Origin of the sequence: Shewanella saliphila, assembly GCF_014648295.1 — a bacterium.
In the GTDB taxonomy this organism is placed as follows: Bacteria; Pseudomonadota; Gammaproteobacteria; order Enterobacterales; family Shewanellaceae; genus Shewanella; species Shewanella saliphila.
Genome location: NZ_BMQV01000025.1, coordinates 24626 through 38234, shown reverse-complemented (window position 1 = coordinate 38234; position 13609 = coordinate 24626). Strand labels below are relative to the sequence as shown.

Sequence of the window (13609 nt, the reverse complement as noted above, 5' to 3'; positions counted from 1 at the left end):
GCGTGAAAAAAATATTGCTGTTAGGTATAGGCAATGTATTGTACGCCGACGAAGGAGTCGGCGTACATTTTGTCAATTATATCAATGATAAATATCAATTTAACCACTTGCAGTATCAACTCGATATTGTTGACGGCGGCACCTTGGCCCAGGGGTTGATCCCCATCATTTGTCAGTATGATCATTTAATCGTCGTCGACACTGTCAATAGCGTGGATGTAGGTCCGGGTGAAGTGTACTTTTTTGATTTTGACCATGCTCCTGCTGAAATTGACTGGCAAGGCAGTGCTCACGAGGTTGAAATGCTGCAAACCCTCAATATGATGGACATTGTTGGCGACAGGCCACACACCTTTGTTTTAGGCGTCACTCCCACGGTCATTGAACCCATGACGTTAGGCTTAACGCCTCACCTGTTACAGGCTATTCCCACAATGGAAAAGGCCCTACTTGCACATTTAACAACGCTTGGCTTTACTTACCCATGCAAGGCCGATTTAACTATCGAACAGGTGATCCCAGATGCCTATAAACGAGGTTGCTATGCCGATGCGTAACCACACCATTCGTTTTAATTTTGTTTGCCAAAGACCCGTGCCGCTATATGCACATTTATGCAATCAATACTTACACTTAGATAAACTTAATATCAGCATAGGCCGTGAGCAAAATGCCGACACTGGTGCAATTTGTTATTTTATAGAAGCCAGTGCGCCCCAAGCTGAATTAGAGCAGTTAGCAGACGACATTGCTGCCGATTTTTTACTGTCTGTGTGGCTACAACATACCGAAATCAAGCGGATTGATGCCAAGATGGGATCAACAAATGCCTTTATTGTGAAGCATCATAAAGGGTTACCTTTGTATTTTTGCCAGCATTGTCAGCCGCAATTTGGTGATAATCAACACCCACTCTTTGGCGACATTAATTTGGCCTGTGAACACTGCAAAGGCCACTATAAGCTCAGCCGTGAACTCAAATCACTCACTAAAGCTGACATTGGCGCCATGGCAAACACTTTGTTAGCGAGCAAGGAACTTGTGTTACCCATGCTTGGGCTGCAATTAAGCTTATCGAGCAATAAAACCAGTTTGACTGATTATCAACAACCGAGAGTGTTAATTTGTAATCCTAACTCGCTCAATAGCCAATTTTGTATCTCTGACAGCCAAGTATTAGCTTTGTCGAGCATTGAAAAACCGTTATTAAGGGTCAGACCGTGTAGCGACCATCCTAATTTGCACGCCCCGTTATACGATATTCAGTTTGCTGAAAATCGGTTATTGGTGATTTTGTGTGAAATGCTGCGTCAAAAAAATATTCATTGGGTATATGTAAACCAATTAAGCACGGTTAATACACATATCGACCCTCCATTAAGGTTAGCTGGGGTGGCGCAATATTGGATACCCACTACAGAGTTACAGTCAGGAAAAATGGCGTTGCCAAGCAACCTCACCTGTTTACACAGCGAATATCACTATCAAACGGATCAACATAAGTTTTTAGCCAAAAGCAACGCCGATCAACTGCAATGGCAGGTTGTACCGTTACATGAGCCAAAAGCTCAATCAGCTGACCCAGGCAACGCGACTCACATCAATTACAGTTTATGTGCATTGTCGGCGGGGTTATTACGCCACAATGACCATGAGCATCATAACAAGGCACAGTATGTCAAAAATGCCGCTGTATTGTATTTTGGTCGGCACCATGCCAGCCAAATTGTCACGGTGGATAGCCAAAGTAATGCGGAGTTATTTTTTCAACTGCCTAGCTTACCGAACAGCGGGTATGAGCTGTGCCACAGCTTGCTAGATTCGCCTCAAAAAAACTTACTCGATAAATTTAAGCAATTACACCCCGCTGAATATAACCAGCTACTTGATTTGCATTTATCGGATAAAGACAGCGCATTAACGCAATTAATGGCTGTGGCAGCGGCCATTATTGGTGCAGGCCAAATCAATAGCCATCAGGGTAAGCCTGTGAGTGTGACAGAGTTGGCAGACCGATTTATCGCGTTAGCAATGTCATATCAAGACAATAATGCACCCAGAATTGATTTTCCGCTCACCAAAGGCATGGCTCATCGCAGCCTTAATTGGTGCAGAACATTAGGCTCGCTTATGAGCTTTAAACTGGCGGGCGATGTCAACTTAGCAAAACTTGCTTTTGCGTTTCATGACTCGTTTGCCGATTACCTCAGTAATTGGGTTGAGCATGTGGATCAAAATGTTGGCATTAAACAACTGGTGGTCGCCGGCAGTGACTTTGCAAACCCGGTGCTTGCTGAACGAGTGCATTTACGTATTGGTAAAAACTACCCGTTGCAACTCAATCCACTATTGGATCTTGATGGGGTTAATATTGCCATTGGTGGTCTGTATCTCAAACAACGCCGAGGATAACAAGTATCTTAGCCATAACTGACTTTATATAAATCGGTAATCACTCAATGCAAATTACAGTATTTGTTAAAGGCATTGTACAGGGGGTCGGCTTTCGGCCCTTTGTTTATCGGCTTGCCACAGAACTCAACTTATTTGGCACGGTACTCAATAATCACTTAGGCGTGACGATTGAATTACAGGGCCCGTCTGCTGTGATTGATTTATTTATCGATACACTGCAAAGCTGCCCACCGCCCCTTGCCCGTATTGACCATATTGAGCAAACTCCTTGCAGCGCTGATGTCAGTTTTAACTCATTTAGTATTATCGACAGCCAAGTATTGCCCGGCGAACATGCCAATGTGGCTATTTCTACCGACAAAAGTGTCTGTCAGGATTGTTTAGACGAGATAAACGATCCTAGCAACCGTCATTATCATTATCCGTTTACCAACTGCACCAATTGCGGTCCACGCTATACCATTATCAATGCCTTGCCTTACGACCGTTGTAATACCGCTATGGCTAAGTTTGATATGTGCCCTGAGTGTGCTGCATCTTACACAGACCCGCTTAACAGGCGCTACCATGCGCAGCCAGTGAGCTGTCTACAATGCGGGCCACAGCTACAATTAAGTGTGTTAGCATCGCAATTGACGACGCTATCAAACGATGAGTTGAGCCAATACGATGCACTAAAACAAGCCGTTCAGCTTATTAAGCAAGGTGCCATTGTGGCCATTAAAGGCCTAGGTGGATTTCATTTAGTGTGTGATGCCACCAACGATGAGGCCGTATCTAGGCTACGCCAACGTAAACATCGTCCAGCCAAGCCGTTAGCCATCATGGTAAAAGACCTAAACCAAGCTAGACAATGTGTGACGGCCAATCAAACCGAGTGGGACTTATTAAATAGCGCCGAAAAGCCCATTACCTTGCTAACCAAGTTACCAATTAACCCATTAGGTTTGAGTGAGCAATTGGCACCTGGCATTGATAGGCTTGGAGTATTTTTACCTTATACGCCATTGCATCATTTACTGATGCAACTTGTCGGTAATCCCATTGTTGCCACGAGTGCAAATCGAAGCGGCGAGCCCATTATTGGCGATAGCGCAGAGATTAAACGTCATCTCGGCCATGTCGTTGATGCAATATTGGACCATAACAGGGCCATTATTAATGCTTGCGATGATAGTGTGGTACAAGTGATTGATAACCAAATTCAAGTGATCCGCTTAGCGCGAGGGTATGCGCCACTCACCATTAATGTTGATGATGAACAGAGCGTTGGAACACGACATGTGCTCGCAGTGGGCGCGCAGCAAAAAAATGCTGTCGCCTTTGGCTTTGATCACAACATGATATTGTCGCCACACATTGGTGATTTATTCAGCCTTGAGGCACAGCAATATTTTCATCAAAGTTTGGCCACCTTTACCCGCTTATATGACTTTAATCCAAGCCATGTCGTTCATGATAATCACCCACAATATGCGCCAAGCCAATGGGCTATGGCGTATCAAGAACAACATGAATTACCCAGCAGTCAATGTGTTGGCATTCAACATCATTACGCGCATGTATTGTCGGTAATGGCCGCGCACCAACACACAGATACGGTTTTTGGGGTGAGTTTTGATGGCACTGGGCTTGGCGATGACGGCACCTTATGGGGCAGCGAGGTGATGCTAGCCGACATAAATGGCTTTACTACCCTCGCTCATTTTAGTGAGTTTACATTGATTGGCGGTGAGCAAGCGATTAAGCAGCCAGTACGCATTTTATTGGCACTGCTATTTGAGCATTTATCGCTTGAGCAGGTATTACGTTTGCCCATTAATGCGATTAATCATTTAGGCACGCAAACCGTGACTAATTTGCATCGGTTATGGGTAAACAACAGCCACTGTATTAAGTGCCGCTCGGTGGGTCGCTTATTTGATGCGTTGGCTGTTGGGCTTAATTTACTTGAGCAAAATGACTATGAAGGTCAGGCTGGCATGATGATTGAAACTGCGGCCAATCAATATTTACAACAAGACGCAGATCAAAACAGTCAGTTTAACACCGCGATAAGTAAGATTAGCTTATCGCAACATTGCGCCTCTAAAGCGCATAACAGCGATGTGATTCAGTGGCATAGCAGCCAATTTATGACTCAATTAGTGCTAGCGGCTCATCAACAAGACTCTGCGATAACAACAGCTCTCCTAACTCAACAACTATGCTGGCAATTTATGGCTGAAATAGCGGATAAGATTGATCGGGTGGCACAAGATTATCGTGACTACCCGCAAGTTTTTTGTGGTGGCGTCTTTCAAAATAAAACCTTACTCAGTCAATGTTTAACGCTAAGTAAACGTGCTAATCATCAGGTATTAACCAGTCAACATGTGCCCATTAATGACGGCGGTATCGCCCTGGGTCAATTATGGTATGGCGTACATTGGTGGGCGCAATAAAAGCACTAGAAAAAGAATACAAACTGCATGGTTTACAAGATTACTGCTGTGGTTCAGATCACATTTTCATCTTGATTTTGCGCTTGTTCACTTTGTTTTTATTAAAAACTGACTTGCATCAAAGAATCCATGTGTAAGTTATCTGACACTAATACTAAGGTAAATCAGGTTTACAAGGAAATAACATGTGCAAAGATTGCGGCTGTTCTATCACCCATGACGATGTGGGGCATCAACATACTCATGGCGATCATCATCATGGGCAACTTCACAGTAACCCTCAATTAAACGACAAGAAGACCTTGGCGGTTATCCATAAAATTTTGGATAAAAACGATATTGAAGCACAACACAACCGCGATCATTTTGCAGCTCAGCATGTCACTGCATTTAACTTAATGAGTAGCCCTGGTAGCGGCAAGACCACCTTACTAGAGTGCCTTCCCGAATACCTTAATCACAAATTCGCGGTGATTGAAGGCGATTTAGAAACCTCACGCGATGCCGACCGCTTAATTGCCAAAGGGATTAATGCGTATCAAATTCAAACAGGTTCAGCTTGTCACCTAGATGCCTTTATGGTGCATGGCGCATTACATCATATTGACCTCAACCCCATTGATATTTGCTTTGTGGAAAACGTCGGTAATTTAGTGTGCCCCGCCAGCTACGATGTTGGCACCCATAAAAATATCGTCTTGCTGTCGGTGCCAGAGGGCGATGACAAAATTGAAAAGTATCCGGTGATGTTTCGCCGCGCAGATGTGGTGGTAATTACCAAATCTGACTTACTGCCATACTTTGATTTTAGTATTGAAGAAGCCAAAGCGCAGCTACAAAAGTTAAATCCTAATGTGGAGCTTTTTGTAGTCTCAGTGAAAAATTCTGATTCAATGAATGCCTTTGTGCATTGGATTGATGATAATCTGGAGCGCTAACCATGTGCTTATCAGTCCCTTCAAAAGTTGTTGAAATACATAATGATGCCAGCGTTACAGTTGACACGCTAGGCGTGCGCCGTCGTGTGAGCAGTCATTTAATGACCGAACCGTTAACCGAAGGAGACTTTGTATTAATTCATATTGGTTTTGTGATGAATAAAATCGATGACAAAGATGCGCAACAAAGTCTAGATTTATACCAAGAAATCGTTGAAAAAATGCAATTGGAGTCAGAGTAATGATCAGCCTTAATGACTTCTATCAAGGGTTTCGAGACCCAAAAACGATTGGTCATTTAGCGGCGTTAATTCGCGAGCAGGCAGCGCAAACCACAGAGCAAATTAACATAATGGAAGTGTGTGGTGGCCATACACATACCATTATGAAATACGGGTTATTGCAACTACTGCCAGACAACATTCGCTTTATTCACGGACCAGGTTGCCCCGTGTGCGTGATGCCAAAGGAACGCATTGATCACGCGGCAGTACTTGCCAGTCAAGACGATGTTATTTTAGTCACCCTAGGCGATATGATAAGAGTGCCTGGTTCTATGGGTAGTCTGGCGCAATTTCGATCTCAGGGTTGCGATATCCGCCCCATTTACGACCCACTCGATACATTAACCATCGCCCGAGACAACCCTGATAAAACCGTGATCTTTTTTGCCATCGGCTTTGAAACATCCACCCCGATGACCGCTGCATTGATTGCCCAGGCTGAAGCGCAACACATCCCTAACCTATTGTTTCATATTAATCATGTGCTGGTTCCCCCTGCCATCAATGCAGTAATGGCAGACAGTCGCGCTCAGGTAAATGCGTTTATTGGCCCGGCACATGTCAGCGTGATCAGCGGCGCTAAAATTTATCAACCAGCAGTCGACAATTACAACACACCTGTGGTGGTGTCTGGTTTTGAACCTGTCGATGTGATGGAGTCTATTTTACGCATTGTAAAACAAAAAGTGGCTGGCGAAGCTGTGCTAGATAATCAATACAGCCGCTCAGTGACCTATGAAGGCAACCTTGCAGCACAGCAACTGGTGGATACTTATTTTACCGTGCGTGACAGCTTTCGTTGGCGCGGACTAGGGCCAATCGCGCGCTCTGCGCTTACTTTAAAACCCGAATATCAACACCGAGACGCTGAACGTATCTACGTTGAGGTGCTACCCACAACTGAAATTGATGACCATAAAGCATGCCAATGTGGTGATATTTTACGTGGATTATCAAAACCAAAGGACTGCAAAGTTTTTGGCCGAGGCTGTACGCCACAAACGCCATTGGGCAGTTGTATGGTGAGCTCAGAAGGAGCTTGTAACGCTTATTATCGCTATGGAGAAGTACAAAATGGCAACTAAAAAGACAGTACAGCTAAGCCATGGTGGTGGCGGTAAAGAAATGAATCAGTTAATTACTGAGATGTTTTTTAAGGCGTTTAACAACCCTATTTTAGCTTCGCAAGAAGATGCCGCCAAATTAAACATGTGTGGCCATATTGCTTTTACAACCGACTCTTTCACGGTCTCTCCACTCTTTTTTGCTGGTGGTGATATTGGCAAGTTATCCGTTGCCGGTACGGTAAATGACCTTGCGATGATGGCCGCTCAACCAGAATACTTAAGTTGCAGCTTTATTATTGAAGAAGGGTTTGCGCTTGATGACTTAAGCGCCATTGTGAACAGCATGGCCGAAGAATTACATAAATCGGGAGCCAGAATTGTCTGCGGAGACACCAAAGTGGTGCCTAAAGGCTGTGCCGATGGCCTGTTTATCAATACTTCAGGTGTTGGGCGTATTTTAAACCCAAACATTTCGGCTAAACACTTACAAACAGACGACGCGATCATTGTCTCTAGAGACATAGGTCGTCATGGCGCGGCCATTTTAATGGCCCGTGATGGCTTGACGCTTGAGTCATCTCTTTGCAGTGACTGTGACACCCTGTGGCCTATTGTCGAGCAATTACTGGCGGCAAACATCAAAATCCACGCGATGCGTGATGCGACCCGTGGCGGTATTTCAGCGGTATTAAATGAATGGGCGGTAGCTTCCAATGTGGGCATCAGTGTCGATGAAACCGCCATCCCTGTGTGCGATGAAGTCAAAGGCTTATGTGAACTATTTGGTTTTGAACCTTACGATTTAGCCAATGAAGGTACCTTTTTACTGTCGGTGCCAAAAGAGCTTGCCCACGGCGCCATAGAAGTGATGCAACGCTATGGCCATTGTGAACAGGCCGCAATCATTGGCCATGTCACCAAGAAGCAACCGGGGAAAGTGATTTTAAACACACCTTGGGGCAGTAGCCGTTACTTGGATTTACCACAAGGTGAATTACTGCCAAGGATTTGTTAATGCACGAATATTCGATAGTCATGTCGTTAATGGAACAATGTGAAAGCCTAGCGCTGCAACATCAGGCACAAGGCATTGAACAGGTAGAACTTAAAATTGGCATTTTAAGTGGCGTAGAGCCGGCGTTGTTAGCTCAAGCATTTGAAACCTTTAAGCTTGAAACCATTTGCCATAACGCCAAACTAGTGATGAATATTCAACCATTGGTGCTGCAGTGCCGCGATTGTGACCAACAGTCACAAGTCGATGAGCGCACCATTATCTGCCCTATTTGTACCAGTAATAATACCTTAGTCATTGATGGCGAAGACATGATGTTAATGCAACTGGTACTCGATACCTGACGTTATTAACCACACATACCGTAAAACAAAAAAGTGAACACAATAAAAGGACTACACCATGAAATACTTATCACTTGCCTTTATTCTTGCCGCTACTCCAACTCTTGCTATGGCACATGAGGGACACGGTGGTGTTGGATTATTTCATCACTTAATGGATCTTGCACCGGCCATCGCCTTAATTGCGATTGTGGCGTTTATCTATTGGAAACGCAGCAAATAAATACGCCGCTAACTAATATAAATAAGCCTTCCATTAGGAAGGCTTATTGTGTTGTCTATTATCCACGGAAGTGGTTTAGAACATCTCAGCAGGCATGGCCATAATAGACTTATCACCTTGATTAACTTGTGATAAATGGTATTGAGATTTAGACAACAACTTGTCCATATAAAAATCTGCAACATATTGCTTTTGCGCGGCAAAAGTCGTGTCTTCATGGCCGCTGGCTTTATCTGCCATTAATAACCAGAAGTAACCATAAAGTGCATAACCAAAGGCATCTAAAAAGTCGACCGCACATGAGTTAACCAGCGCAGGTTGTTCATGTTTATTGTCATTGATGTAATTCGCAGTCGCCAATAACTCAGCAAACACCTTGCTTACTTTCGCTTTATGATCGGCATTGGCTTGAGTTAACTCAGCGAGACCCGCGTTCACGTCTGCCACAAACTCAGTCAAGGTTGCGACATTGTCACCGGTCACTTTACGGCCTAAAAAGTCAATGGCCTGAATACCGTTAGTACCTTCATAAATTTGTGCAATACGCGTATCACGCACAAACTGCTCAATACCGGTTTCACGTATATAACCATGGCCGCCAAATACTTGTTGCCCCATCACTGTGGTATCTAGGCCGCGATCGGTTAAAAATGCTTTTGATACTGGCGTTAACAAGCCAACATAACGAACAGCTTTGGCTTGCACATCATCGCTGGCGTATTTGGCTAAGTCTAACTGCTTACCGGTATACACAGATAGTGCACGGCCCGCTTCAGTCAAGGCTCTGATAGTGAGTAACATTCTGCGCACATCGCCATGCACAATAATAGGATCAGAAGTGGCCCCTGTTGGTGACCCCGCAGCAGCAACACCTTGAAGACGCTCTTTAGCGTAATCGCTGGCCATCTGATAAGCCGCTTGGCCGTTACCTAAACCTTGTAAGCCAATGGCTAAACGTTCGTAGTTCATCATAGTGAACATGCACACTAAGCCACGAGCTGGACGGCCAATGAGATAACCTACGGCATTGTCGTAGTTCATTACACACGTTGCAGAGGCTTTTAGGCCCATTTTGTGCTCAATTGAACCGACAGTAACGCCATTAGCTTCGCCTAGGCTGCCATCGGCATTAACACGGATTTTAGGCACTAAAAATAATGAGATACCGTTAGAGTCTGGTAACTTAGCCAACACTAAATGGATCACGTTTTCTGCTAGGTCGTGATCGCCGCCAGTGATAAAGATTTTATTACCGGTAATTGAATAGCTACCATCTTCTAGTGGCTCGGCTTTAGTGCGAATGCCACGTAAATCTGAACCCGCATGCGGCTCGGTCATGTCCATTGCACCAGCCCATTGGCCAGAATATAAATTAGGTAAATAGGTTTGTTTTAACTCGTCTGTTGCATGGGCATTGATACACAGCGCCGCACCTGCTGTAAGCGAGTTATAAAGCGTGAAAGAGTTACAGGTGCTGTAACCCATTTCGTCAACTAACACACCCAACATTTTAGGCATGCCCATGCCGCCAAAATCAGCTTCGCCGCATAAACCCACCCAGCCGCCTTCAGCAAACTGGTTGTACGCTTCTTTAAAACCGTCTGGGGTAATGATGTCATTACCGCTATGTACCACGCCTTGCTCGTCGCCATTGCGGTTTAAAGGTTGCAGTAGATCACGGCTAATTTTGGCTGATTCATCTAAAATAGCTAACGCAGTATCCATGTCTACCGTTTCTGCCATTGCTGGAAGTTGCTGCCAGGTTGTTGGCGCATCAAAAACGTTTTCTAGCAAGAATTGCATGTCTTTTAATGGGGCTTGATATGGATACATAGGGCTCTCTTAAAACGAATAATTAAAACAGTTGTTTTAATTTATACTAAAGCGTTACAAAAAGAAAAGGTTTTTTAAACAAAGTGTGACCTTTTAAGATAATCGACATTATGCCAGATCAATGAGTTACAATTACCTGTAACCCTGCGCTATCAGGTTAACCATAAAATGATACCGCCTCGATGTTGATATGTTAAAAAGCGAACCAGACTGAATGCACACGCCACAAAATCCCGCCACACCTGAATATAAAAATCTTAATCCTTACCAGCAAGTTACGGTGATAGGTAATGCACCTGGCGCCTGGCAACCAGCTGATGTCGGCCATACGTTTGTGTTCAATGCGACTGAACATCAGGCAGACAATGTCATCAATATTTGTAATGGACCATATGCAGGATCAAGTCATGCTTTTGCGGTAAGCAACAGCGCTGATGATCAACAATTAATCGCGCTATTAACCCAAGTAGCACCAACCCTCGAACAGAAATTGCATTGTTGGCCTTCATCAGGGCTCGTTACCTGTTTTTTGATGTCAATTTTAGCCAGTGACATGTCGGTACAACGCATGTCGCTCATGCCATCGCTTAAACGTTCGCGCGGGCTAAGCGAGCAGGAGTACTTACCCTGCATGGTACATAACTGGTTAGGTGAGCGCAGACTTGCACTGGGATTACAATTAACGAACCCGCATATTAGCTGGCCGGGGTTATTGATTGATCAAGCCGCCATTCCTGAAGAGCTTAATACTCAAGCTGAACAACCTGACATTAACCCGTTTGAAGTGTTATTGAGTGATTTTATTCGTCGCCGAAACAGCGATGTTAAGCCAACATATCATATAGGCACATCTCAGGCTTTAGCTTTACAAGTAACCTCTGAGCGCCCTGCGCAGCCTGATTTACAATATGCATTGTTAGCGGCATTGAACAATTTACCGAGCGTGCATTGGTTATCGTATGCAACACAAGATGATTTAATCACTGCTGAAGCGCTGTTTTATAATGAGCAAACGCAAGCCAGTTACTGGTATTTAGTGGATTACCAGGCCTCACAATTTTTAGATAACATTCGCCATCATTTAGCGTACTGCCAACAAGTGTTTGCGTTAACGGCAAAACAAGCGGACTAATTATTTTTGCTTGTAACTTGCGCTGAATGACCATTTTAGATAACCGTTCATCATATTTTAACGGGTGATTGACACTAAAAATTCATCTGGGTGCTGCATGTGTTCGAAAATACTGTCACGAAAAGCAGCCACTCGGGCAGAGAGCAGCTTTCGATCGACCCACACTATATAAGCGCTCCCTGATGGACATTGTACTTGAGGCAATACAGGCACTAATTCTCCGCGCTCTGCAAATACAGTGAGTGCCGCTTGCGGTAATAAACAGATCCCTACCCCAGCTTTTGCAGCTTGAATCGTTAATCGTAAACTGTTAACTGAATATTTGGGTTTAATAGGAACTGTAAATGACTGATCATGCATCTTTAATTTCCAATGTGGCATGGTGTTACCCGCCAACAACTGATGCTGTAATAATTCTTCAACCTGCTGTGGCTGCCCATGTTGCTTGATATATTCAGGTGATGCAGCCAAGGCCAACGTTGACTCAAACAAACGTCGCTGTACTAGGTGTGCAGTGGTTGTTGGAGTGGTGACCACAGCCAGATCAATTTGATCTTCAATAAAGCGTTCTGTGTCAGAAGCAAAACGGATATGAATATTAACGTCTGGATGCTGTTGCATAAACTTTATAGCCAATTGTTGTAAAAAATAATCAGCAAAAGGTTCAGGACATGACACATAAATATCACCAGTTAACCTAGGCTGACTATTGTTTAACTGCTGCCATTGCTCACCGAGTTGTTCGAATATGACTGAAAAACGCTGATGATATTCTTCACCAGCTAAGGTCAGCTGAAATTGTTTTGCATTTCGGTGGAGTAATTTTTCACCTAACTGTTGCTCAAGTTGGGCCACTGCACGTGAAATTGTGGCTGCGGATACCTGAGTTTGTAAACTCGCAGCAGCAAATCCACCACTTTCAACCGCTTGGCAAAACCAATATAAGTTAGCCATATCTTTGCTATTCATTTCAAAAAATCACTTGTTATATCCACTAATACATAGCTTAAGTTTACCCTCATGCATGCATTTATGCATGCTTAAAAATCTTAATTGTATATTTTTTAATGATAGTACAAGTAATAGAATAAGCTCATTGAATTATTAACAGAGCATTTCCATGAAAAAATTAAATATTAAGTATAAATACCCATTAATGGTGTCAATGGTGTTACCAACGATGTTATTGAGCATGCCTGCGATTATTGTTTACAAAAATCTGCCTATTGGCGGTTCATTTTTATCACTTTGGTTAGAGACAATTGCACAGGTTGTACCTACCGCTTTAATTTTATTAGTCATTGTCGCGCCTACTGTGCGTCTGTTTGTCACAAAAGTATTAATTGAACACCAATAAATTATTAAGGAAATCATGAGTAAACAACTAATTGTAGAGTTACTGTGTATTAGCGCGGTAATCATCGTTTCTGTGATAGTGATGAGCCGAAATAAACGCAATAGTGTGAGTGTTGGTCTGAGAATAAATGGTTTTATAAGCGGGTTACTGGGAAGCTTTTTAATAATGGCTGGAACAGTTAAGTTTTTTGACCCTTTTACCACTATGTTTGCATCGCAGATAGCGTTGAGCGAATTACCTTTTCCAACCCTAGCGCGTTGGGCAGGTCAATTGGGTGAGATAATGGCAGGGGTATTATTTGTGTTGTCGTTAATGATTAAACAGCGCTTTACGCCGAAATTAGCCAAGCTGATTTTTTATACTGCGAGTGGGTTAACTACGGTGATTATGTTGGTAGCCGTTTATGTGCATTTGCTGCCCGGCGTACCTGCTGAAGTGTTACCGTTACAGTCAAAACCCCCAGTGTTAACATTGATTGTACTGGGTTTGGTCTGGCTCAATATGTATTTATATATACATAAAAGGCATGTACATCAATAGAATGCAATTGCTTGCTC

The 13609-nt window shown here is 43.7% G+C and carries 14 protein-coding genes; 12 read left to right on the top strand and 2 right to left on the bottom strand.

What is annotated here, in order from left to right; all coding sequences use genetic code 11:
• Positions 1-2 precede the first annotated feature (2 nt).
• The 9 genes from IEY48_RS12590 (at position 3) to IEY48_RS12550 (ending at position 8730) form a co-directional block, all read left to right on the top strand.
• The gene (locus IEY48_RS12590) at positions 3-557 is read left to right on the top strand and encodes a HyaD/HybD family hydrogenase maturation endopeptidase (RefSeq protein WP_188920824.1); all 555 of its coding nucleotides are present in this window, start codon (positions 3-5) and stop codon (positions 555-557) included.
• On the top strand, positions 523-2412 hold the full coding sequence (locus IEY48_RS12585; protein WP_188920822.1) for a NiFe hydrogenase: 1890 nt from the start codon (positions 523-525) through the stop codon (positions 2410-2412). Before IEY48_RS12590 ends, IEY48_RS12585 begins: the two co-directional genes overlap by 35 nt.
• 47 nt (positions 2413-2459) lie before the next feature.
• A complete protein-coding gene (gene hypF / locus IEY48_RS12580; protein WP_188920821.1) occupies positions 2460-4859 on the top strand; it encodes a carbamoyltransferase HypF in 2400 nt (799 codons plus the stop codon).
• A gap of 185 nt (positions 4860-5044) precedes the next feature.
• On the top strand, positions 5045-5797 hold the full coding sequence (hypB, locus tag IEY48_RS12575) for a hydrogenase nickel incorporation protein HypB (RefSeq protein WP_188920819.1): 753 nt from the start codon (positions 5045-5047) through the stop codon (positions 5795-5797).
• A gap of 2 nt (positions 5798-5799) precedes the next feature.
• Positions 5800-6039, top strand: a complete 240-nt coding sequence (locus IEY48_RS12570) for a HypC/HybG/HupF family hydrogenase formation chaperone (protein WP_188920817.1) — start codon at positions 5800-5802, stop codon at positions 6037-6039.
• A complete protein-coding gene (gene hypD, locus IEY48_RS12565) occupies positions 6039-7166 on the top strand; it encodes a hydrogenase formation protein HypD (protein ID WP_188920815.1) in 1128 nt (375 codons plus the stop codon). Before IEY48_RS12570 ends, hypD begins: the two co-directional genes overlap by 1 nt.
• Positions 7156-8163 (top strand): hydrogenase expression/formation protein HypE, encoded by a 1008-nt coding sequence (gene hypE / locus IEY48_RS12560; protein ID WP_188920813.1) that lies wholly within the window; start codon positions 7156-7158, stop codon positions 8161-8163. The genes hypD and hypE overlap by 11 nt, the downstream gene beginning before the upstream one ends.
• Positions 8163-8507: a hydrogenase maturation nickel metallochaperone HypA/HybF gene (locus IEY48_RS12555; protein WP_188920812.1), complete on the top strand. Its 345-nt coding sequence runs from the start codon at positions 8163-8165 to the stop codon at positions 8505-8507. The genes hypE and IEY48_RS12555 overlap by 1 nt, the downstream gene beginning before the upstream one ends.
• Before the next feature lie 58 nt (positions 8508-8565).
• Positions 8566-8730: a hypothetical protein gene (locus IEY48_RS12550; protein WP_188920810.1), complete on the top strand. Its 165-nt coding sequence runs from the start codon at positions 8566-8568 to the stop codon at positions 8728-8730.
• 75 nt (positions 8731-8805) lie between these two features.
• Here the strand turns inward: IEY48_RS12550 and IEY48_RS12545 are convergent, their stop codons facing one another.
• Entirely contained in the window at positions 8806-10563 is a 1758-nt protein-coding gene (locus tag IEY48_RS12545; protein ID WP_188920808.1) for an acyl-CoA dehydrogenase C-terminal domain-containing protein, read from the bottom strand.
• A gap of 214 nt (positions 10564-10777) precedes the next feature.
• Between IEY48_RS12545 and IEY48_RS12540 the strand changes: the two genes are divergently transcribed.
• Positions 10778-11695 carry a hypothetical protein gene (locus IEY48_RS12540; RefSeq protein WP_188920806.1) on the top strand — a complete coding sequence of 306 codons (918 nt, stop codon included), beginning with the start codon at positions 10778-10780 and terminating at the stop codon, positions 11693-11695.
• 57 nt (positions 11696-11752) lie between these two features.
• On the opposite strand, the gene IEY48_RS12535 is transcribed toward IEY48_RS12540, so the two are convergent.
• The gene (locus IEY48_RS12535; protein ID WP_188920804.1) at positions 11753-12664 is read right to left on the bottom strand and encodes a LysR family transcriptional regulator; all 912 of its coding nucleotides are present in this window, start codon (positions 12662-12664) and stop codon (positions 11753-11755) included.
• Between the two features lie 151 nt (positions 12665-12815).
• On the opposite strand from IEY48_RS12535, the gene IEY48_RS12530 reads away from it, so the two are divergent.
• The gene (locus IEY48_RS12530; RefSeq protein ID WP_188920802.1) at positions 12816-13052 is read left to right on the top strand and encodes a DUF2798 domain-containing protein; all 237 of its coding nucleotides are present in this window, start codon (positions 12816-12818) and stop codon (positions 13050-13052) included.
• A gap of 15 nt (positions 13053-13067) precedes the next feature.
• A complete protein-coding gene (locus IEY48_RS12525; protein WP_229786433.1) occupies positions 13068-13592 on the top strand; it encodes a hypothetical protein in 525 nt (174 codons plus the stop codon).
• The last annotated feature ends 17 nt before the right edge of the window (positions 13593-13609 follow it).